A 23,420-nucleotide genomic window follows, 5' to 3' on the forward strand; every position below is an offset into this window, starting at 1 on the left:
AAAATTAGCAATTTTTCTCTACTCTACAAAAAATCATTTATAAAGAACTAAAAATGTCAAACAGATTAAAACTAGAAGATTCCCCATATCTTCAACAGCATAAAGAGAATCCGGTAGATTGGTATCCGTGGTGCGAAGAAGCATTTGAGAAAGCAAAAAAAGAGAATAAAGCCATCTTTATCTCCATCGGTTACAGCTCATGTCATTGGTGCCATGTTATGAAAGAGAAGGTTTTTGAAAACCAAACATGTGCAGATATTTTAAATAAAAATTTTATCAGCATAAAAGTGGACCGGGAAGAGCGTCCGGATATAGACAAGTACTACCAAGAGGTTTATATGCTTTTAAACCGCCGTGCAGGCGGATGGCCGACCTCTATATTCTGCACACCAGACAATAAACCTTTTTATGCCGGAACTTATATAGCTCCGGAATCAAAAGAGAACAGCATTGAGGGAATGGGATTTATAGAGCTTACTAAACTGATAGCCGATAGAATATCACAAAATGATGAGCAGATACTAAAAAATGCAGATGAAATAGAGCATTTTTTGCAACAAAAAGAGCATCCAAAAGAGGCAACAGTTTTAAAAGAGGATTTTGCAAAAAATTTTATGCATCAGGTAAAAAATAATTATGATACAAGATATGGAGGATTTTCAGCTGCGCCGAAATTTCCTCATACAAGCACTCTTGGCACGCTTCTTATTATTGACAAACTCTATAGTGACAAAGCTGCAAAAGCTATGGTTATTTATACACTAGAGAGTATGAAAAAAGGCGGCATATATGATTTAGTCGATGGCGGTTTTTGCCGTTACAGCGTTGATGATAAATGGATGGTGCCTCATTTTGAAAAGATGCTTTATGATAATGCTCTGCTTTGTGAACTCTATACAAATGCCTATCTGACTTATAAAGATGAAAATTTTTTAAATATTGCAAAAGAGACTGCGGATTTTTGGCATAACTATATGAGCGAGGATTATTTGATGTATAGTGCCAGTGATGCTGACAGTAAGGGTGAGGAGGGAGTATACTATACATACACTTATGATGAAGTTTATAAAATTTTATCTGAAAATGGGTATGAAAATATTGAGGATATTTTAAAAAAAATAAATATAAATAAAGATGGAAATTTTAACGGTAGAAATATCATTAGATTTGAAGATGATGAAATAACGGATCTATTTGCAAATATAAAAATTTTGTTAAAAAAAATCAGATCTTTTAAAGAGCACCCTTTTTATGACAAAAAAATCCAGACTTCATGGTCTGGCATGATGATAAAATCTCTTTTTATTTTAGGAAATATTGATACCGGTTATAAACAAAGAGCAATAAAATATCTTGATAAACTTCTTGATACTATGTTTGTAAACGGTACTCTTTATCACTCAACTCTTATCCATAAAACTCCAAAAATAGAGGCTTTTTTAGAAGATTATGCTTTTCTTTCTCAGGCATTAATCGAAGCCTTTAACTCTACGCAGGATGAAATCTACTTAATTCGCGCCCAACACTTTGCGAATTTGGCTTTAGAGAAATTTTATGACAAAGGAACATGGAAGTTTAGTATTGGAGAGTTTGAAACAAAAGCAGAAATCTCAGACAATATATATATAAGTCCTGTAAGTGTAATGATTGATGTACTTATCTCACTCAGCGCTCTGCTTGAGGATGATAAATATAACCATTTTGCTTTTAAAACACTTGAATACAACTCCTATGAACTGGGAAGACGCCCTGTTATATATCCATATATGCTGCGACAAATGCTAAGATATCTAAAGGGTGAAAGAGTAGTAAAATCAAATGTAAAAAATTTAGAGTCAAATGCTTATGCATTAAAATCTTTAGATTATCCCTTTGTACAAAAAAAAGCGAATGAAGATGAAAATTATATGATTTGTGGCGATAAATGTTGCTTTGCAACAACACAAAACAGTAATGAAATCAATGATATAATTAAAAATAGTTTTTAAACAAGAAGGATAACAGTATGAAATTAGGTGTAAATATCGACCATGTGGCAGTTTTAAGAGAGGCTAGAAAGGTAAATGACCCAGATATTTTAAATGCTCTGTATGTTGCCTGTGCAAATGGTGCCGATCAGATAACCATTCATTTAAGAGAGGATAGACGCCACATTCAAGATGTTGATGCCTATAACATTATGAGACACTCCACTCTTCCCGTAAACCTCGAGTGTGCAATAAATAGAGATATTTTAAATATAGTAGCAGATTTAAAACCCCACCGCGCCACCTTTGTTCCTGAAAAGAGAGAGGAGGTTACGACAGAGGGCGGACTTGATGTTTTTCGTTATGAAAATGATATAGCATATGCCGTAGAGCTGCTTCATGACTATCTTATCCCCGTTTCGCTATTTGTTGACCCAACGATTGAAGCTATAGAAAAATCAAAAGAGTTAGGTGCAGAAATGGTGGAGCTTCATACTGGAAGCTTTGCAAATATTTACGCAATGCTTAACTCATCTCTTAGTTACTCGAATCACTCTATAAAAGAGTTGGAGCTTCCCCGTAATGAGTTGGCTATAAAACTTGAAAAATCGATTCAAAATATAGCTGATGTTTCTGCATATGCTAAAAAAATCGGTCTTGAAGTTGCAGCCGGTCACGGATTAAACTACCATAATGTTTCTCATATGATGCGAATAAAAGAGATTACGGAATTAAATATAGGTCAAAGCATTATTGCAAGAAGTGTTTTTAGCGGCCTGGCAGAAGCCGTAAAAGAGATGAAAAGATTAACTACAAGAGAGCTAAATATATGAAGCCTCGCATAGCCATAAGTGTCGGTGACTTAAACGGTGTCGGAATAGAGATAGCTCTTAAGTCCCACAAAGAGATTTCTGCTTTTTGTACCCCTATCTACTGCATAAATTCTTTTATGTTGAATCAGGCTTGCAAACTCTTAAATATGGAACTGCCTGCTGATTTTCAAACTTTTGGAGTGAAAGGCGGTTTTGAGATAAAAGCCGGCTGCGTAGACAAAGATTCAGGAAAATACTCTTACGACTCTTTTATCACTGCAATCAAACTATGTGAAAATAAAGATGCTGATGCAGTTGTAACCATGCCAATTCACAAAGAAGCATGGATGCTCTCGGGAGTCAAATACAAAGGACATACCGATCTGCTTCGCGAATATTTTAAAAAAGATGCCATTATGATGCTTGGATGCGAAAAGATGTTTGTTGCTCTCTATACGGAACATATACCGCTAAAGGATGTGCCAAACTTAATCAAAAAAGAGAAACTGCTTCATTTTTTGATTGATTTAAACAGATCTGTTCCAGAGAAAAAATTTGCTGTTTTAGGATTAAATCCTCATGCCGGAGACAATGGAGTTTTAGGGAGTGAAGAGAGAGAGATAGAAGAAGCTATCAAAGAAGCAAACAAAACGATAGGAGAGGAGCTTTTTTTCGGTGCGATTGTGCCAGATATCGCATTTACACCCCGCTTTAGAGCCTCTTTTACACACTTTGTCGCTATGTACCATGATCAAGGTTTAGCACCTCTAAAAGCACTCTACTTTGATGAGAGTGTAAATATTTCACTTAATCTGCCGATTATAAGAACATCGGTAGATCACGGAACTGCCTTTGATATCGCTTACAAAGGCAGAGCAAACACGCTTAGTTATATAAATGCGCTTAAGAGTGCAGTTGAATTTATAGATATGAAAAAATCTAATATTTAACTTATTTAGTATTGCAAAGTTTTGCTTCTATTTTCATTTTAAAACTTATTGCAACATCACTCCATGTTTTTCCTTCATGAAGGTCAAAACATGCTTTGTTAATTGATGAAAGCGCTCTGTTGGCGCTAAAATCTAAAATATCAATCACGCCTTTTGCTTCAAAAACACCTTCACTAAAGCTATATTTCATAGGAGCTGTTTTTTTAACCCCATTCATCTCTATCTCAATAGTTACAACACCTGTTCTGGGAGCATTTTTAACTCTTTTATCAGCTTTGATATCTACAATTTTTGCTTCTATATCTTTGTCACTCATTATGTCAAAAAAGAATTTATAGAGTGTTTCATCACGCTGCTTATGCTTTGAGTTTATAGTTGCCGTATCTATGGCAACTTTCGAGCCAACTAAAATGGAACGGAAATTCTCTCCGCTTTTTGCAATCGGAGTGTACTCTACACTATCAAAACTGCCATGCACACCAACTTTTGCTGCTGTTTTATAAGCCGTCCAATAAACCTCAACAGCTCCGACTTGAGATAGTTCACAACCACCTTTGGTATTTGCACTTAAAAAAGTAGAAAATACCATCAATAAGAAAAAAAATATTTTTTTCACCCTTACCCCCTAATATTATTTTAAAACAAAAGTATAGCTTCTATTTCTTCTATAATTATCACTTTTGAAAAATGATAATATTTTTAAGATTATGTTTAACTATTTTTACATCTAATGCATCTGCAATATACTCAAATGTTTTCAAATTAAAAAAGCCTATATGAGTAATATCTCTAATATACCACCACTTTAAAAATTCTTCATCATTTGATGGGTGGAAGGCACTCATAAGCAGCAAATAACCATCTTTTTTCACATAAGAAAGCAACTCTTTAAAGATTTCAAGAGGATTTTTCAGATGTTCAAAAACTTCAGTTGAGAGTATAATATCATACTCTTTTCCTAAATAAACTTTTTGTGGAAAATAGAAAAGATCATATCTGTCACATACAATGTTATTTCTCTCTAAAAGCACAGGCAAGACTTCACCCTCACCGCATCCAAAATCAAGCGCACTCTTTATATTCTCTTTTAGTGGAGTCACAAACTCCTCTATTAAATCCTCAAACATCTTTACATACCCTAAGGATTCAAAACTGTTATGATGTTTGTCGTAATGCTTTTTTTCGCGCACCTCATCTACATAAAAAAACTCATCCAAAAAGATATATTCACACTCTAAACATTTGTGATATATTTTTTTGGTTTTATTATCAACTATGTCTATTGTTTCATTATCACATATTTTACATTTTCTCATTAAGAAATAATACCATTTTATTTTTACAATTTTGTTATACTTCGTCTTATGAACTATATTCTCTTTTTCAGCGCTTTTATCGGTGTTTTTATCTTACTAAATATGTATATATCAAAGCGACTTATTCATAAGTTGGATGTCTCTGATAAAACAAAACTCTATTTGCGTATTTTCCTTGTTTTAAACCTTATCGGCATTGTCTGTTATATGCTTGCCAGATACTATATTGATACGCCTAGCTGGCTCTATTTTATCTTTTCTGTTCCTATTGGCATCCTCTTTTTACTCTTCTGCACTGCTGTTGTTTATGATATATCAAGAGTCTTTCTACTGTTTGCGCCAATCTCTAAATCAAGAAGAAATTTTTTAAAAAAATCACTAGATGTTACCTCCTTGGCGGCTGCGGCTACTGTAACTCTAAAATCTATATATAATGCCAGATTTGTTGAAGTGCAAAAGGTGAATATAAAAATCAAAAACCTAAAAGAGCCGTATAAAATTGTTCAACTTAGCGATCTGCATATCGGTGGCTTAATTGATAGAGACTTTATAAAAGATATCGTTAAAAAAACAAATGCTTTAAATCCCGATATTGTTGTTATAACAGGTGATCTGATAGATATAGATATATTGAGTGCTAAAAAGATTATAAATGAACTGACAAAATTAAATTCTAAATTCGGAATATACTATATTGTGGGAAATCATGAATATTTTCATGATATAGCAAAAATTATAAAAACAGTAAAATCTTTAGGCATCAGAGTACTTGAAAATGAAAACATATATATTGGAGAGAAAAACATAGGATTTAACCTCGCAGGCGTTTATGATATTTTTGGATATAGAACAAAAAACTATATGCCTGACTTGCAAAAAGCGCTCCAAGGAGCAGAAAAAAAAGCTCCTACCATACTTTTGGCTCATCAGCCGAGATATATTAATGAAGTTAATAAAGGGGTTGATTTAGTATTAAGCGGTCATACGCATGGAGGACAACTCTATCCTTTTAAAATTTTGGTAAAACTTCAACAAAATTATGTAAGCGGTCTGCATCAACACAATGAAAATATGCAAATCTATATAAACAAAGGTACAGGTTTCTGGGGACCGCCTATGAGGTTGGGTGCCAGCAGTGAAATAAGTGAAATCACTATATCTCCCGCGTAACTATCTCTTTTTAAAGATAAGAAGTGTTTTATCTTTTGTGTCATAAAGAGAGAAAGTTTGCTTTTCTGCCAATTTCAGACCGGAGAGTTTTTCAAAAGCTCTGATTTTGTGAAAATATTGAACTATAGTATCCTGATATTTTACATATTTTGAATCTTTCTCTTTTTCAAAAAGAGTAAATTTTGTATATAGTTTATCATCTTCAAATACTGCATCTACAACTAAAAACTCTTTATCATTTTCGCTGCTCATCGTACCCTCAGCAACATCTTTAAAACCGTATAGAGTATTAATATCAGCTATAAAAACTCCATTATCATTCAATCTATCCGACACAGCATCTAAAAATTTTAGAAGTTGGTCTTGATTTAAAAAATTGAGTACATCAAATATAGCTACAACAGCATCATATTTACCGCCTACTTCACTTACATCCGCACACTCGGCATCTAAACCCTGCGCTCTGCACTCATCTATCATAAGAGAACTAAGGTCAATCCCCTTGCACTCTACTCCATCGCTTGCCATACGCTGCATAAAACCACCGCGGCCGCAGCCCACATCTAGAAGTGTTTTTATCTTGTATTCATCTAATTCCGAACGGTAAAGATCATAAAGAGCCTCTGTTGCCTCTTCAATTCCAAGCAGATGTTCAGCTTTTGCATAAAGATCCAAATTTGTCATACTATGATTTTCTCTCAGCTTCTACAACCGCATTTATCTTTTCATATATATCTAAAACTTCATCTTTTTTTGCGATATAGCTGTTTTTATTTGCAATAAGATAAGTTGATGATGTCATAATATCCTGAACAACTTCAAGCCCGTTTTGCTTCATTGTAGCACCGGTTTCAACAACATCTACTATCATATCTGCAAGCCCGATAAGCGGTGCCAGTTCAATCGAGCCATAGAGTTTAATAATATCAACAGAAACCGCACGCTCTTCAAAGTACCGTTTTGTAATATTTACCATTTTTGATGCCACTTTGATTTCAGGTTTATTAAGATCAAAAACATCACCCTTTTTCATCCCAATAGAGACTTTACAGATACCGCGTTTCAAATCTAAAAGGCGGATAATGTCAAGCCCCTGCTCTTCAAGCGTATCAAGTCCCACTACACCGATATCTGCTGCTTGGTGAAAGACATAGGTCGCAACATCTTGATTTCTTACGAGTAAAAAACGAAACTTTGGAGTCTCTAATATAAGTTTTCTGTCATCAAATGCAAAACTGTCACCGAAAATGGTCTCAAAAATTTCTAAAGTTTCTTGTGCAATACGACCTTTTGGAAGTGCAACTGTTAGCATATATCAGCCTTTTTCATAATATTTTTCATTCCTTTAAATAGCAGCATCTCATCTACAAATGAGTCTGGAAATATTTTTACAAACTCTTTGGCATCTCCGCCGGTTAGATATATATCCATATTGTATGATTTTACTTCGCTTTGCAGCAGTTTTAAGTAACCATAACTTATGGCGTCACGAGAATTTTTTGGCATTTTATCCAAATCAAGCTCAAAATTAAATGAGTAATCAAGTGCATTTGATATATTTTTATAAGTTTTACCTATTGCTTTGATTCCAGGATAGATAAAACCGCCTTCAAATTTTGAATTTTTTACTATATCTACCGTAACAGCACTGCCTGCATCAACAACAACCCCTTGAGTTATCGCTTCACATGCCATGATTCTATCGATACCCATAGTTGCATAATATTTTGAAAAATCAATATATTGTGATAAATCAATCCAATTTTTTAAATGCTTTAAAAGCTTTTTTGCCTCAACATTTACGCAGATATAAAAAACTATGTCTTTAAAAGATGACGGGTCAAAAAGTTTGACACTCTCTTTGTACTCTCTCTCTTTATCAAGAAAATGGTATGTTGTATTTCCAATATCACACAAAATCATTATTGAATTTTCCACCCCTGCTGCATAAATGCATCTTTGGCCTTTGAGCAGATCGGCGCATCTATAAAAATAATTTTATGCTTAAAATTATGAGAACAAAATAGAGTTAACTTTGCATATATCTCTTCAAATTTATGTACATCTTTCATTAGTAGTTTACTTTTTTGACTTATTGCAAAAATCGCCCAAAAATATCCGCTGACATCTGTCGCCTTAAATATTTTTATTTTGTTTCTTATACCAAGCTCTTTTGGTGTAATCTCTTGCATTTTTTTATAAATCTTTCCTTTTTTTCTCAAAGAATCAACTACCATTTGCATTTTTTTTACCTTTTTGTTAAAACATAGTATTTTAACAAATAATGCTTTAGCATTAGATTTATTAGATAAAAAAAGCTCAATTCGCTTATTATCTGCATTTACTTTTACTCTAAAAACAAGTAAAATACGCGTATTAATTTCATTAACTATAAATAAGAAATTAATATAATATTGTACATAAGGATAATTATGAAAAATATATTTGCTTTTATATTTATAAGTTTTTATTTTAATATATCTTTACTAAATGCTTCGGAATCTATAAATTTAGATGAAGCAATAGAGATTTTAAAATCACAAAACTTAGAGATAAAAAGTGCTCAATTTGATATAGAAGCTGCTTTGCAGGATGCAAAAGCCACTTCGGCAAGTCACTACGGAAAATTGGATTTTATTCAGGATTTTGCCAGAAGCGATGACGCTGGAAATGTTTTTGGGTTTAAACTCTCTTCAAGAGAAGCGGATTTTGGGGATTTTGGGGCAGACGAGTTCATGTCTAACTCGGCGGCATGTCAAGGTGGTGATATGGCTGCATGTTCTAGACTCTATACCGATCCGCCGGAAAACTTAAACAATCCCGAAGCAAGAAACTACTTCCAAAGCAAACTAAAATATGAAGTGCCTCTATTTACCGGTTTTAAAATATCAAGTTATGAAGATATTATGAACTCTGTTACAAAACTTAAAAAACTTGAAAAATCACAGGTTATTAATGAAAAAATTTATGAAACAAGAAAAAGTTTCTATGATATGGCGCTTCTTGAAGACTCTATCGCAAACTTAAGTGTAATTTTAAAAAATATTGAGACATTAGAGGACATGACAAAAGAGATGATCGATGTCGGTTATGCTAAAAAAGTTGATCTGCTTGAAGTTAAAGCAAAAAAAGGAAATGTTGAGAGACTTATATCACAGATGAATGCAAATAAAGAGCTTCTATATCACTATATAAGTTTTTTACTCAATCAAAAAGTGACATCGATTCAAACACCATCATTTGAGATGCATATGCCCTCTATCTCAAACAGCGATATTATAAATAACAATTTAGATATTCAAAAAGCAAATACCGGACTTGCTATTCAAAAAAGAATGGTTGATGTTTCAGAATCATCTTATTATCCAATGGTTGGAGCTTTTGCAGAAATTGCAACTGCCGATAATACATTTTTAGGCGATGCTGACGATCATAAGTCATACACAATTGGCGCAAGACTTACATGGAATATATTTAACGGTGGAGCAGACAGCGCAAATGTTGAGAAATCAAGACTTGAATATCTAAAGACCAAAACACAGGTAGCTCTTGCAAACAATGGTATCGCCCTTAAAATTGATGAAATAAGAACTGAGATAAAAAGTTATGAAAAAGATATAGAATCACTAAGAAAAGAGTTGCTTTTAGCTGATGAAATTTACAAAAACTATGAAGCAAGATACAAAGAAAAACTAGTTTCTATGAGTGATGTAATAATTAAACAATCCGAACAGATTCAAAAAATATTGCAACTGCAAGAAACAATAAATAAACGAAACAAAAGAATTTTCGCACTTGAAAAATTAGCAAATGGAGAAAAATAATGAAAAAAATTATACTACTTTTGGCTCTGGCAGCCTCACTGATAGCAGAAAGCATAACCCTCTCAGGCACAGTAATAAGTGATAATAGAAAGATGATTACAAGCCGTTTTATGGGCTTTGTAACAGATGTAAAAGTTTCAGAAGGTGATTTTGTAAAAAAAGGTCAGCTTCTTTATACCATTGATTCCAAAGAGATAGACTCTGCACTTACTCAGGTAAAACTGGCTATATCTCAAGCAGAACTATCGCTTCAAATGTATCAAAACCAATATACCAATGTAAAACTAAATCTTGAAAGACATAAAAGATTACTTGAAAAAGATATGGTTTCAAAGTTTGAAGTTGAAAACCTTATGCTAGCTGAACAAAATCTTGCAAATATGATAGATATAGCAAAGAAACAGGTTGCTCAAGCAAAAACTCAGTTAGAAGAGGTAAAGAATCAATACCGATATTTAAACATTAAAGCTCCAAATGACGGCGTAATTGTAAGCAAAAATATAAATGTAGGTGAGATGGCAATGCCTGGAATGCCGGCACTTGTGCTCTCTGATCTATCTGATCTTAAAATATCTGCAGAGATCTCCGAAGACAATCTAGATCGCATCCAGTATGATAAAAAAGTAGAAATTAATATTCCATCACAAAATATTAAAACTGATGGAATAATTAGTGCAATCATACCAAGCTCAAATCCTATGACGCACTCATTTAAAATAAAAATTTCATTTAAAAATGTATACGAGTCCATATATCCAGGTATGTATGCTACTGTAACTATAGATTAAGGTTTTAAAAATGAATATTTATAAACCATCAGATATTGCAGGAAAATTAGCATCTGGATTTATACGAAATCCTCTTACTATAGTTCTTGGTTTCTTTTTACTTGCTATCGGGTATTTAGCTCTTAACATTATGCCACGAGAAGAGAATCCTCAAATGGTAGTAAGCGGATCAACTGTTATTGTTGCACTTCCGGGTGCAAGCGCAGCAGAGGTTCAAAAAGTAATAGTTAAGCCTCTTGAGAGAAAACTAAAAGAGGTAAAGGGTGTAGAAAATATAACTTCAATGGCTATGGACAATGTCGGGATTGTCAATGCTGCATTTTATATCGGAGAAGAAAAAGAAGATTCAAATCTTAAAATCTATGACAAAATAATGCAAAACTCGGATATATTTCCAAAAGGGGCAATGAATCCTATAATCAAGCCGTTAGACATTGATGTAGATATACCTGTTCTTTCAGTTGCATTTTACTCTCATGATAAAAATATGAGCAAAACAGAACTCTATGATAAAGTAAAAAGAATACAGCACCATATAAACGGTCTTGAAAATGTTGCGGTAACAGAATTAAAAGGCGGCAACAAACATCAATTTAATATTGAAGTAGATCTTAATAAACTCTCCGGATATAATATTTCCATGGGACAAATCGTTCAAGGCGTAGAGTCTCTTTCATACAGTGTTCCGGCTATAAAAAACAGAACCAAAGATAATGAGATTATTATGCTTGGTGTTAAAAATGCCATAGAAAACGCTGAAGATATAGGCAATATAATTATTGCCCAATATATGGGTTCACCCATCTACTTAAAACAGATTGCAAAAGTTACAGACTCATATGATATACAAAATTTCAAATCAGCGACAATTAGCAAAAAAGATGAAAACGGAGAATTTTCACCTCTACAAAATCAAGTAACACTTACAGTATCAAAACTTCAAGGCACAAATGCAGTTGTTATAGCAGATACCGTTAAAAAAGAGTTAGAAACATATAAAGAGCTTTTACGAGAAAACGGAATCAATTATGCTATTACAAGAAATGACGGTGAAAGAGCTAATGAGGCTGTTAATGAACTGGTATATCATCTTCTTTTATCTATTGTTATTATTGCCATTTTGCTTGTTTTAGTACTTGGATGGAGAGAATCTCTTATTGTTACATTTACTGTTCCGGCAATTCTTGCTATCACACTTTTTATCGCTTATATAACCGGACAGAGTATAAATCGTATCACTCTTTTTGCATTCTTACTCTCACTCGGACTTTTAGTTGATGCTGCAATTATTGTTATAGAAAATATTCACAGACATTTTCACTCAAAAGAGTCTGCACATGAAAGTGTGGATGATATTATGGTTAAAGCAACAGATGAGATAGGTCCGCCTACAAATATAGCAACACTGGCAATTATTATGACCATGATACCTATGGCGTTTGTCGGGCAGATGATGGGACAGTTCATGAAGCCAATTCCGGCCAATGTTCCTGTAGCGCTTATTGCGTCTTTATTTGTTGCTTATATTTTCACACCTTACTTAGCAGCAAGAATGCTAAAAAAACCAGATTATCACGGCGAGGAAAAAAATAATGTTTAAAAAATTTCAAAATGCTGTATTTAACGGTATCCAAAGTCCGACAAAAAGGAAGTTAATTCTTTTTGCAACACTTATGGCTTTTATTTTATCGGTACTTATGATTGCACCGACAAAAATAGTTTTAGCAAAAATGCTTCCTGGAAAAAACAATGATACATTTACAATCTACACAACTCTGCCTGAAGGAAGCTCAATTGAGCAAACCAGAGAAGTAACAGAGTGTGTAGCTGATTTTATTAAAAAAGAGAAAGAGGTTCAAGATTTTGAAGTTTTTTTAGGAATGGGAGCTCCTCTGGATTTTGCAGGACTAATTAAAGGCTCTCATTTTAAAAACTCTGAAAATGTAGCTGAAATTGTTGTAAATCTTTCAAAAAAACATAATAGAGATGAGCCGTCATACTTAATGGTACAAAGAATGAGACCCGATATTCAAAAGAGTTGTGCCTCAATCTATGACAAAACAACAATCTCATTTGTAGAACCGCCTGCCGGACCTCCAGTAATGGCAGCGATAGTTGCAGAAATATATGGAAATGATGCAAACGGTATTAGAGAATTATCCAACAGAGTTGAAGGTGTCTTTAAAAGCACAGAAGGCCTTGTTGATGTGGAGATTATGCAAGATGAAATTTATGATACATTTGAAGTTGAAGTAGACAGCACTAAAGTTGCACTCTCAGGCGTAAATGTAAAACAACTCAATGACATTCTCTATTTGGCATTTGAAGGTATGCAGATTGCGGTTAAAAACTCAGACATTGTTAATGATCAGATTCCTATCTATCTCTCTCTTAGCAAAGAGTCTAAAAAATTTTCAAAAAAAGATATAAATGCGATTAAAGCAAAACTATCATCTTTAAAACTTATGAATAAAAAAGGCATGATGACACCAATTACCGAGTTAGTAACAATTGTGCCTAAAAAATCCAATCCAATGATAATGAGTAAAAACCTTCATCAAATGACAAATGTTATCGCTGAAACTGATATGGTTTCACAAGTTTATCCATTAATTGAAGCAAGAGATACTATTTTAAATACATTTAGCGATAAATATGATATTGAAAAAATCGGTCTATTTAATCTTAAACTTACTGATAAAAATAGCAAAAAAATATATAAACTAATTTGGGACGGAGAGATGGAAGTAACACTTGACACTTTCGTTGAACTTGGTGCCGCATTTATAGCTGCTCTAGTGCTTATATTTTTGCTTATGGTAATTTACTATAAAAGCTATGCTCTTAGCGGAATTATTCTTTTAGGTTCATTTTTATCAATTATTGGCGTTATTATAGGACACTGGATTATGGATCTTTTTACTGCAGACACATTTTTCTTAACTGCAACTTCTCTTATCGGTTTTATTGCTTTAATCGGCATAAGTTCAAGAAACTCTCTTCTCTTAATTGATTTTACAGCTTCACTAATGAAAGAGCGCAATATGGATAAAGCAGAGGCGATCGCTTATGCAACGGCAACTCGTGCAAAACCGATATTTTTAACAGCAGCAGCAATTATACTTGCTTCAACGCTTTTAGCAGGGGATGCAGTATTTGGCGGTCTTGGCGTTGCTCTTATATTTGGTACCGTCGCAGCAGTTATTGCGTCGCTTATGGTTGTTCCGATACTTTTATATAAAGCAGATTTAAAGAGACATTTTAATTTAGATTAAAATTTTAGGGCATACCCGAATGGGTATGTAAACCTGAAAAAAAATAAAAAGATTTAGTGAAATTTCTGGGGCAAGCCCAGAACAATAAGAAGAAAAATATTTGTTTATATAGATCTATAATCTAGCGTATTGAACACTTATACAAGCTTCAATCTCTAGTAGCTCATTTAGCGTAACATCATTTATAATATTATCAACTAAAATAACAGCTAAAGCCTCTTTTTTCTCATTTCTTGCAAGCGAGAAGTCAGCGATATTTACACTATGTTTTGCTAAAGTTGAGCCAATGTTTCCTATTACTCCGGGAACATCTTTATTTTTAAGGATTATCATATCGCCTTTTAATGCCACTTCTATATCAAAACCGTCAATTGAAACAATTCTGAAAATATTATCATCAAAAATTGTCGCACCGATTGTTGTTGTTCCGCCTTCTGCAGTAGTTAATTTTATAGTAATTAAATTTTTATAAACAGTTGAATCTTGAAGTGCTTCTGATTCTATCTTTATGCCCTTCTCCTGTGCAATATAATCAGCATTTACATAATTAATCGTATCATCACTAATCTGACTCATAGCACCGACAGCAACAAAAGTAGCCAGAGAATCTATATATTTACCGATTTCACCCTGCCCGCTTACTTTGATTGAAACAATTTGAGATTTATTAAGCTGAGACTCTAAAAAACCTATTTTTTGACCCATCTCTAAAAATGGTTTTACAAATGAAGGAATTTTGCTCTCATCAATCGGTAAATTCATAGCATGCGCATATGATATACCTTTTGCTGCAGCAATAGCATTTGCAGCAGCTTGAGTTCCGATATTGTATTGAGACTCATATGTATTTGCACCTAAATGAGGAGAAACCGTAATATTGTCAAGTTCAAGAAGAGGATGACTCGTTGCAGGCTCCTTCATAAATACATCAATACCTGCAAAACGAATCTTACCGCTTTTTAAACCGGCATAAAGTGCTTCTTCATTATAAAGGCCGCCTCTGGCACAGTTTATTAAAACGACACCGTCTTTCATTTTAGCAATCTCTGCACTGCTTATCATATTCGTAGTTTCTTTGTTTTTAGGCGTATGGATAGTAATAATATCACATGCTAAGATATCTTTGAAATCCTTAGTATAAGTCATATTAAGGTCTGTAACTTTTGATGGATTGATATATGGGTCATATGCAATAATTTCCATCTCAAAAGCTTGTGCTCTTTTTGCTACACGGCTTCCTATATTACCAAAACCTATTACGCCGAGCTTTTTACCTTTTAGCTCATATCCATACCATTTTTCTCTTTTCCATACTCTATCTTGCTTTAGATGATTATGTGAATATGGAAACATTCTCATACAAGAGAGCATGTGCGTCATAGTAAGTTCAACAGCGGCAATAGTGTTTGCAGTAGGAACATTCATTACAATAATTCCCTCTTTTGAACATCCAGGAATATCTACATTATCAACACCGACGCCGGCGCGGACAATTGCTTTCATTTTTTTAGCATGTGCAATAAACTTCTCATCAACATCAGTTGAACTTCTTGTTATTGCTACATCAGCATCTTCAATAATATCTAATAATTTAACTTTATCTTCATCAGCTGCCATTATGAAATTTATACTTTCATCATTACGGAGCATCTCTAAACCAGCTTCATGAATATGATCACAAACAACTATAGTATGTTTTTGCATTGTTAATCCTCTTGATATAGCCTGATATTGGCTGAAATTTGGTAATTTTTTAACATTTAAATGAGAGTTTAATTTATCTCTATTTTTGAGTAAATTAGCAATTTTGAACCATTTTTAGCAACGGTGCAAATAATTTTTATATGGTTTAACCTGCTCTTTTCTCATTCAAATCAACTTAAACAAAAAATATTTAAGTTAATTAAAATAAGAAAAATAGAAACAGCCACTCCCATTCTTATAATGAGAGTGTAAACTGTTCTAAAATTTTCTATCTGATTTATTTAAATTTATCTTTAATTAAATCACCCAAAGAGTGTGATTCATCATCATTGATCTCTTCAAGTATCGCTTTGTTTTTTATATAATCAAGCTTTTTAACAGACAAACGAATACGGTCACGACGAGTATCTATCACTGCTATTGCAGCTTCTATTTCTTGACCTATCTCTAAATCACTCTTTTCCAGTGGAGAAAGATCTTCATCACGAATAAGTGCATCAACGCCATCTTCTAAAGATACAAAAACACCAAAATCTTTGATATCACGAATTGTCCCTGTTACAATACTATTCACCTTATGTGTTTTAGCAAATGCATCAATAGGACTCTCTAAGAGTGCTTTTCTGTTTAAAGATATTTTTTGATCTTCAGGATTAATTTTTGCAATCTTTACTTCAACTTCATCACCGGTTTTTAAAACATCTTTGCATTTAACATTTTTATCCCAAGAGATATCTTGATTGTGTAAAAGACCTTCAACACCGTCAATACGAACAAATGCACCAAAATCTGTTAGTGATGTAACTGTTCCTGTCACAATATCACCTTCTTTATGGTTTTTTACAAACTCATCAAAAGGTTTTGGTAATAATCTTTTTAACGAAACACGAAGTTTATGTGTCTTTGGATTGATTTCAATCACTTCAACATCAATCTCTTGACCTACTTTGAGATAATCATTAGGATTTTTAACATTTTTATCCCAAGAGATTTCAGATATATGCAAGAAACCTTCGATATCATTTCCTAGATCAACAAATACGCCGTATGCTTCAACATTTGAAACAGTTACAGTAATAGTATCACCTTCGTCTAGCTCACTCTCAACCTCTTCCCATGGATCTGGATGAACTGCTTTGATAGAGAGTGAAAGATGTCTTTTATCTTTATCATAAGATATAGCTTTAACTGTTACTGTATCACCCTCTTTATAAAGTTTTGAAGGATTAACAGGACCTTTATAGCTGATTTCATTATAATGAACTAAACCATCTACGCCGCCTACATCTACAAACATACCATAGCTAGTGATCTTTTTAATAGTTCCTTCTACAACCGTATCTTCTTCCATCAACTTGTCAATAATCTCTTTTTTCTTTTTACGCTCATCATTGAAAAGTTTACGACGAGATACAACAATAGAATTTTGATCTTCATCGATTTTAACAACTTGAGCTTTAATTTTACGACCAATGACATCATCACTATCTTTAAAAGCTGCAAGTGAACGAGGCATAAAAAATGAAACATCATCTGCTTCTACAACATAACCGCCGCGGTTTTTCTTTGTAATTACACCTTCAATAACCAAATCTTCGAAGTTTTCTTTGTGTTCATCAATAAAATCAATAGTTTTTTGCTGCTCTAGAACTTTTTTATATGATATTTTAGGACGCTCATTATAGTATCCCGTTACCATTACTTTAATTTTATCACCAACATTAAACTTCAATTTACCATTTTCGCTGATTTCATCCAAACTAAGAATTCCTTCTAGTTTATCACCTACACCTACTAATGCTCTGTTTTCATCCGCTTGGATTTCAACAATTTCACCTTCTACAATACGACTTGTCTCTTGCTGCTTCTCACTTGCAGCAAACATCTCTGCAAAATTTTCTTCTTCTTCAAATGATTCGTTATCGAACGCCATTACCTATCCTCTGTTACATAAAAATTTCGTGATTATAGCTAATTATTGATAATTTTTGCATTAATTATATAAAATCAAACTATAAAAAATAAAAAAATAATAAAAAAAATAAAAAATTATTATTGTTTATTGATTTTTTTCAATAGTATCTACAACATTTTGAATAATCCAGTCGGGAGTAGATGCTCCTGCACTTATACCGCAAAACTGTTTCCCTTTAAACCATGAAAAATCCAAATCTTTCTCATCTTCTATATGATAGCTGTCTTTGCAGTTGTCTTGAGAAATGCTAAAGAGCTGTTTTGTATTTGATGAATTTTTTCCGCCGATAATTATCATAATATCTGCTTTTTTAGAGATTTTTCTAACAGCTTCCTGGTTTTCAAAAGTAGCATTACATATAGTGTTAAAAACTCTTACCTCTTTATGTCTTGGTATAAGATAATTTGCAATTTCTAAATAATCTTCTACGCGCCTGGTTGTTTGAGCTACAAGAGCTATCTTCTCTTTTAGCTTTAAATTTTCCAACTCTTTTGGCGATGTAACAACTCTAGCTCCGTAAGTTGCATAACTTTTAACACCTTTTATCTCCGGATGAGCTTCATCACCAAAAATAATAATATCATAACCCTGCTCACTCATCTCTTGGCAAATCTGCTGCGGTTTTGTTACATAAGGACAGGTTGCATCTACTACATTTACATTCTTTGCTTTAAGCTCTTCTAGCTCATTTTTTGGTATACCGTGCGTACGAATAACTGCTTTATCACCTGAAGAAAAACTTTTATGACTATCTGTCAAACCAACATTATAATCTTTTTCAAGTCTTTCTATCTCTTTGGAGTTATGAATTAAAGGTCCATATGTAGCAGAATTTTTATTCTCTTCAGCAATCTTTATTGCGCGTTTGACACCAAAACAAAATCCATAACTCTCAGCTAATTCAATTTTCATTATTAATTATCTCCTTAATAATAAAGAAAGTAATTTCTCTATTGAATAAAATATTTAATCTTCAATATCTATTTTAGTAATTTTTTTAAGCAGCTCAAAAAAGTTTGGAAATGATGTATTTACACATGCAACATCATCCACCTTCATAGAAGACCTTAATCCCGCTATCATAAAACTCATAGCTATTCTATGATCACCATAACTTTTAACCGCTGCTTCTTGAAGTTCACCGCCTTTTACGCTATAACCATCTGCAAACTCTTCTACTTCAATACCGCATGTCTTAAGGTTATTTACAACTGTCGATATTCGGTCACTCTCTTTTACTCTGAGTTCTTCAGCATTTTTAACAAAGCTTATACCCTCAGCACAAGCAAAAGCTATTGAGAGTACCGGCAGTTCGTCTATCAGCCACGATATATTGTTTTCAACTGTAATTGCTTTTAATGGAGCATATTTTACATGTATATTTCCAATGGGTTCATACTTATTATCAGTAATATCATAGCTTATAACAGAACCCATTCTCTCTAGCGCCCTAAAAGCTTCAATACGCGTCGGGTTTAATGTAACACCCTCTAAGATAACATTAGAATCCGGAGTAATTGCAGCGGCAACAGCAAAGAAAAAAGCGCTTGAAGGATCGGCTGGAACCCTGATTTTTAAAGGGGATAAAAGTTTTTTCATAGGTCTGATTGTAGTAGTAAGCTTATCTACCTCTATATCTGCACCCATGCCCTTTAACATTCTTTCGGTATGGTCTCGGCTTAATTCAGGTTCGCTGTAACTGCATTCGCCATCAGCTCTTAAGGCAGCCAGTATCATTGCACTCTTAACTTGAGCCGAAGCAATTTTACTATTGTAATGAAATGCTTTTAGTGAAGCTCCTCTAATACTAAGGGGCGCTAAATCACCATTGTCTCTTCCATCTAATTTTGCACCGATATTGCGAAGAGGAAGAGTCACTCTTTTCATTGGACGACGACGCAGATACTCATCTCCCGTTAAAACAAAGTGTCCATCCGCTGAACTTAAGAGTCCGCAAAAAAGTCTTATTCCAGTTCCTGAATTGCCGCAATCTAAAATATCATCACTCTCTTTTATTCCATTAGAGCTTATTTTGATTGTTATGCCATCATCAATAACTTTGGCACCGAGCTTTTCAACTATTTTTAAAGAATTTAATGTATCTTCTGCTCTTAAAAAATTTGTTATCTCACTTGTTCCTTCTGCCAGCATAGCAAACATTGCACATCTGTGAGATATTGACTTGTCCGGCGCTATCTCAGATATAACAAGTGAAAATTTTGATGCTTTTGCTACTTTTACACTTTTCATCTAATCGTAATTCCCAACTCACTGTTTAAAGCATCTAAAATACTCTGCATAGATTTGGTAATATCCTCTTCTTCTAATGTTTTATCTAAAGATTGAAGCACAAATCTAATAGTCAAACTTATATTTTCTCCAAGAGATTCATCGCTGTATTTATCTACCGGATAAAAGCGAATAAGCTCATCTGAAGCCGATTTTTCTATCACTTTTTTTACTTCTTCATAACGCATCTCTTTTGGCATTACTATACTCAAATCTCTATGTACAGATTGATATTTTGAAGTTTTTTTTGCAGTTTTTAAATTATTTGGCAATTTTTCAAAATCAAGTTCACACATATAAGTTATATCTAAATCATAACTCTCTTCTACATCCGGATGAACACGGAACAACTCCCCGACAACCTCATTATCAACAACTACTTTAGCACACTGAAAAGGATGAGAGAGTGTATGTCTTGTTTTAAATTCATGAAGCTCAAATTTTCCTATAATATTTGAGATCTTTTGTACAAAAAATCCAAAATCAACCTTCAAAGGTTTTCCTGAGTTAGCTAAACCCTCAGATTCTCTATTTCCTGAAAAAAGCACTGCCATCTTTAGAGACTCTTCTCTTTTAGGATTAAATACCGATCCGATTTCAAAAAGTTTTACAGAGTTATATCCGTTTTTACTATTATTTGATGCGGCTTTAAGAAGACCTGTTAAGAGTGTAGATCTTAAAGTATCAAGCGTATTTACAATAGGATTAAGAAGTTCTTTCTCCTCTTGCAGTGTTTCAAATCCATACTCATGTAAAACCTTTTTCTCATCAAACACAAAATGTACAGACTCAAAAAAACCGCTATACGCTGCTTTATGTCTATATAATTGTCTTTTTTTATATTTAAAATAGTCATTTTCAAGTCTATTGTTTTCCATAAAAACAAAAGGTTTTGATGGTATATTGTCTATGCCCACTAAACGGACAATCTCTTCAACAATATCTTGTTTATTAGATATATCATGTCTAAAATTAGGGACAGAAATGACAAAATTGTCAGCTGATGATTTTGTAGTGTCAAATCCTAAATTTTTCAATATTTTTGTTATTTTAGATTTATCAATATTTGCACCGATTATTGCATCAATCTCTTTTTTGCTGATACTTATAATTTTATCTTCATGCATATCGCCAAGTTCAATTGTACCGCCAAAAACTGACGATTCAGAATTTGATTCAATCATACTGATACAATAGTTCAATCCCTCATTTAAATCCGGCTCACTTCCTCTGGAAGTTCTGTAATACATAGGACCTACAGGCATTTTTTTCTCTTGCATCTTTTTAGAGATTATATCTGGTGGAATATAGCTTGCTTCAATTAAAACAATACCTTTATCACCAATGACTTTGGAAGCATCTTCTTGAATTATTCCTATCGTTGAAGCTTTTTCTTTATCTTTTGCCATAATAGATGCAAAACCATTTTCATCTTGAGACAAAGAGACCTTTGCCAAAGTTTTATTTTCATTGCAAAAAAAGTCATAATTGTATGCTCTTAAAATCACACCAGTGCTATGAGTCACATAATGAATAAGAGCTTCGATATCCGTCTCTTTTTTTTCTTTTATTTGGGCAAGTCTAAGTTTTAAAACAAAAGGCAAATGTAAATCTTTCAAATCTACCGCTTTATAACGAAGATTTACATTTAAATTATTTTCATGAGAAAGAGTTAAAATTCTTCCAATGCCTACTCTTTTGTCATCATTTTCATCTCTGTTTTCTTCTTTTAGAGATTTATCATAAGCTGCACTTAAATCCCTAGCTATACCCCGTATACTTAAACAATCACCGCGGTTGGCAGTCAGCTCTATCTCTATCAAATCATCACTAAATATATCATTGCTTGAAACTTCTTCACCAAGAGTATAACTTCCAATGCTCTCATCAAGTTCAATAATTCCATCTTGAACATCTTCTAAACCGATCTCTTTAGCTGAGCAAATCATTCCATCTGATTCAACACCACGGAGTTTTACAGGTTTTATAACCATACCGTTTGGCATAACCGCACCAACAGTTGCTACAACTACATCCAAGCCTGCTCTAACATTTGAGGCACCGCACACAATCTGACGCGTACTTGTACCGATATCTACTTGACAGATATTTAGTTTATCTGCCTCCGGATGTTTTTTACACTCTAAAACTCTTCCAAATACTATCTTATTTGGTACTTTGTATGTTGAAACACTATCCACTTCTAAACCAATAGAGTTAAATGTTTTTACCAAATCATCAGTAGATATATTGCTTAGATCTATCCACTCGTTTAACCAACTTTTCGTAACTATCATTGAAACTGCTCCAGCAACTTAATATCTCCCTCAAAGAGTGAACGAAGATCTCCTATATGATGAATAAGCATAGCGAATCTTTCAACTCCAAGACCAAAAGCATAACCGCTTACATCCTCATAGTTTACCGCTTCAAAAACATTTGGATCAACTATTCCGCAGCCTAGTACTTCAAGCCATCCAGTTTTTGAACAGACTCTACAACCCTCACCTTTACAAAAAACACATGAAATATCTACTTCCGCAGAGGGTTCTGTAAAAGGAAAAAAGCTGGGACGAAAACGAACATCTACATCACCAAACATGTACTTTAAAAAGTCCTCTAAAATAAATTTTAAGTTTGCAAAAGAGACTTTGCCCTCTTTATCAACCAAAAGTCCCTCTACTTGATGAAACATCGGCGTGTGTGTAATATCATAATCTCTTCTAAAAACTGCGCCCGGAGCTATCATACGAATAGGAGGTTTGGAGCTCATCATAGTTCTTATCTGTACAGGAGATGTATGTGTACGCAACAGCATCTCATCTTTAAAATAGAAAGTATCTTGCATATCGCGTGCAGGATGATATTTTGGAAGATTAAGAGCCTCAAAGTTATTAAAATCATCTTCTACCATATTTCCTGTTTTTACTGCAAAATTCATTGATGAAAAATATTCAACAATTTTATCCATTGTTTCCATAACGGGATGCAAAGCACCGGATTCAGGAGTTAAACTATACATAGAGACATCAATGGATTCTGCTTTCATTCGAGTTTGCAATTCCAATGTTTGAAGAACTATTTTTCTGGCAGTTAATTCATTCATCAATGCATTTTTATGTGTATTTAACTCTTGTGCGATTTTTGATTTTTCTTCACTCGGTGCTGTTTTCATTTTGGCAAATTCTGCCGCTAAAACACCTTTTTTACCAAACACAGATATACGAATCTCTTCGATTTTCTCAACACTCTGCGCTTCTTTTATTGCGTCATACCATTCTTTCAATAGATTCACCCATAATGGAGGGAAATACCCTCTGAATTTTTAAAAAGATTATAGTCAAATATAA

At 33.4% G+C, this 23,420-nt stretch carries 20 protein-coding genes; 8 read left to right on the top strand and 12 right to left on the bottom strand.

Annotated elements, in window-relative coordinates; genetic code table 11:
- Positions 1-53 precede the first annotated feature (53 nt).
- The 3 genes from CVO_RS05580 to pdxA are packed head-to-tail and all read left to right on the top strand — an operon-like array spanning position 54 to position 3,729.
- A complete protein-coding gene (locus CVO_RS05580; RefSeq protein ID WP_159570708.1) occupies positions 54-1,988 on the top strand; it encodes a thioredoxin domain-containing protein in 1,935 nt (644 codons plus the stop codon).
- 17 nt (positions 1,989-2,005) lie between these two features.
- Entirely contained in the window at positions 2,006-2,800 is a 795-nt protein-coding gene (locus CVO_RS05585) for a pyridoxine 5'-phosphate synthase (protein ID WP_152299179.1), read from the top strand.
- Entirely contained in the window at positions 2,797-3,729 is a 933-nt protein-coding gene (gene pdxA / locus CVO_RS05590) for a 4-hydroxythreonine-4-phosphate dehydrogenase (RefSeq protein WP_152299178.1), read from the top strand. The genes CVO_RS05585 and pdxA overlap by 4 nt, the downstream gene beginning before the upstream one ends.
- Position 3,730: 1 nt before the next feature.
- Here the strand turns inward: pdxA and CVO_RS05595 are convergent, their stop codons facing one another.
- On the bottom strand, positions 3,731-4,345 hold the full coding sequence (locus CVO_RS05595; protein ID WP_241690940.1) for a YceI family protein: 615 nt from the start codon (positions 4,343-4,345) through the stop codon (positions 3,731-3,733).
- 58 nt (positions 4,346-4,403) lie between these two features.
- Positions 4,404-5,045: a class I SAM-dependent methyltransferase gene (locus tag CVO_RS05600; protein WP_188093928.1), complete on the bottom strand. Its 642-nt coding sequence runs from the start codon at positions 5,043-5,045 to the stop codon at positions 4,404-4,406.
- A gap of 48 nt (positions 5,046-5,093) precedes the next feature.
- Here CVO_RS05600 and CVO_RS05605 point away from each other — a divergent pair, with 48 nt between their 5' ends.
- Positions 5,094-6,215, top strand: coding sequence for a metallophosphoesterase (locus tag CVO_RS05605; protein ID WP_159570711.1), 1,122 nt, complete (start codon positions 5,094-5,096; stop codon positions 6,213-6,215).
- Here the strand turns inward: CVO_RS05605 and CVO_RS05610 are convergent, their stop codons facing one another.
- The 4 genes from CVO_RS05610 to CVO_RS05625 are packed head-to-tail and all read right to left on the bottom strand — an operon-like array spanning position 6,216 to position 8,458.
- Positions 6,216-6,899: a class I SAM-dependent methyltransferase gene (locus CVO_RS05610; RefSeq protein WP_152299176.1), complete on the bottom strand. Its 684-nt coding sequence runs from the start codon at positions 6,897-6,899 to the stop codon at positions 6,216-6,218.
- Between the two features lies 1 nt (position 6,900).
- Complete coding sequence (gene hisG / locus CVO_RS05615; RefSeq protein ID WP_152299175.1) at positions 6,901-7,527, bottom strand: ATP phosphoribosyltransferase; 627 nt, start codon at positions 7,525-7,527, stop codon at positions 6,901-6,903.
- On the bottom strand, positions 7,521-8,153 hold the full coding sequence (locus CVO_RS05620; protein ID WP_241690941.1) for a type III pantothenate kinase: 633 nt from the start codon (positions 8,151-8,153) through the stop codon (positions 7,521-7,523). The genes hisG and CVO_RS05620 overlap by 7 nt, the downstream gene beginning before the upstream one ends.
- Positions 8,138-8,458: a hypothetical protein gene (locus CVO_RS05625; RefSeq protein ID WP_152299174.1), complete on the bottom strand. Its 321-nt coding sequence runs from the start codon at positions 8,456-8,458 to the stop codon at positions 8,138-8,140. The genes CVO_RS05620 and CVO_RS05625 overlap by 16 nt, the downstream gene beginning before the upstream one ends.
- 189 nt (positions 8,459-8,647) lie before the next feature.
- On the opposite strand from CVO_RS05625, the gene CVO_RS05630 reads away from it, so the two are divergent.
- From CVO_RS05630 to CVO_RS09885, 4 genes are read left to right on the top strand one after another with little or no spacing between them, the layout of a single operon-like run.
- Positions 8,648-10,039, top strand: coding sequence for a TolC family protein (locus CVO_RS05630; protein ID WP_159570714.1), 1,392 nt, complete (start codon positions 8,648-8,650; stop codon positions 10,037-10,039).
- Complete coding sequence (locus tag CVO_RS05635) at positions 10,039-10,827, top strand: efflux RND transporter periplasmic adaptor subunit (RefSeq protein WP_152299172.1); 789 nt, start codon at positions 10,039-10,041, stop codon at positions 10,825-10,827. Before CVO_RS05630 ends, CVO_RS05635 begins: the two co-directional genes overlap by 1 nt.
- 10 nt (positions 10,828-10,837) lie before the next feature.
- Complete coding sequence (locus CVO_RS09880; protein ID WP_159570717.1) at positions 10,838-12,427, top strand: efflux RND transporter permease subunit; 1,590 nt, start codon at positions 10,838-10,840, stop codon at positions 12,425-12,427.
- Positions 12,420-14,102, top strand: a complete 1,683-nt coding sequence (locus CVO_RS09885; RefSeq protein ID WP_159570719.1) for an efflux RND transporter permease subunit — start codon at positions 12,420-12,422, stop codon at positions 14,100-14,102. Before CVO_RS09880 ends, CVO_RS09885 begins: the two co-directional genes overlap by 8 nt.
- A 114-nt stretch (positions 14,103-14,216) precedes the next feature.
- Here the strand turns inward: CVO_RS09885 and serA are convergent, their stop codons facing one another.
- The 6 genes from serA to pheS form a co-directional block, all read right to left on the bottom strand.
- Positions 14,217-15,806: a phosphoglycerate dehydrogenase gene (gene serA, locus CVO_RS05650; RefSeq protein WP_152299169.1), complete on the bottom strand. Its 1,590-nt coding sequence runs from the start codon at positions 15,804-15,806 to the stop codon at positions 14,217-14,219.
- Between the two features lie 277 nt (positions 15,807-16,083).
- Complete coding sequence (locus CVO_RS05655) at positions 16,084-17,739, bottom strand: 30S ribosomal protein S1 (RefSeq protein ID WP_159570722.1); 1,656 nt, start codon at positions 17,737-17,739, stop codon at positions 16,084-16,086.
- Positions 17,740-17,865: 126 nt separating this feature from the next.
- Positions 17,866-18,693 (bottom strand): 4-hydroxy-3-methylbut-2-enyl diphosphate reductase, encoded by an 828-nt coding sequence (locus CVO_RS05660; protein WP_159570725.1) that lies wholly within the window; start codon positions 18,691-18,693, stop codon positions 17,866-17,868.
- A gap of 54 nt (positions 18,694-18,747) precedes the next feature.
- Positions 18,748-20,031, bottom strand: coding sequence for a 3-phosphoshikimate 1-carboxyvinyltransferase (gene aroA, locus CVO_RS05665; RefSeq protein WP_159570728.1), 1,284 nt, complete (start codon positions 20,029-20,031; stop codon positions 18,748-18,750).
- The gene (gene pheT / locus CVO_RS05670) at positions 20,028-22,367 is read right to left on the bottom strand and encodes a phenylalanine--tRNA ligase subunit beta (RefSeq protein ID WP_159570731.1); all 2,340 of its coding nucleotides are present in this window, start codon (positions 22,365-22,367) and stop codon (positions 20,028-20,030) included. Before pheT ends, aroA begins: the two co-directional genes overlap by 4 nt.
- Positions 22,364-23,356, bottom strand: coding sequence for a phenylalanine--tRNA ligase subunit alpha (gene pheS / locus CVO_RS05675; RefSeq protein ID WP_159570734.1), 993 nt, complete (start codon positions 23,354-23,356; stop codon positions 22,364-22,366). Before pheS ends, pheT begins: the two co-directional genes overlap by 4 nt.
- Positions 23,357-23,420: the final 64 nt, after the last annotated feature.

This window comes from Sulfurimonas sp. CVO, from assembly GCF_009883775.1.
Lineage (GTDB): Bacteria > Campylobacterota > Campylobacteria > Campylobacterales > Sulfurimonadaceae > Sulfurimonas > Sulfurimonas xiamenensis.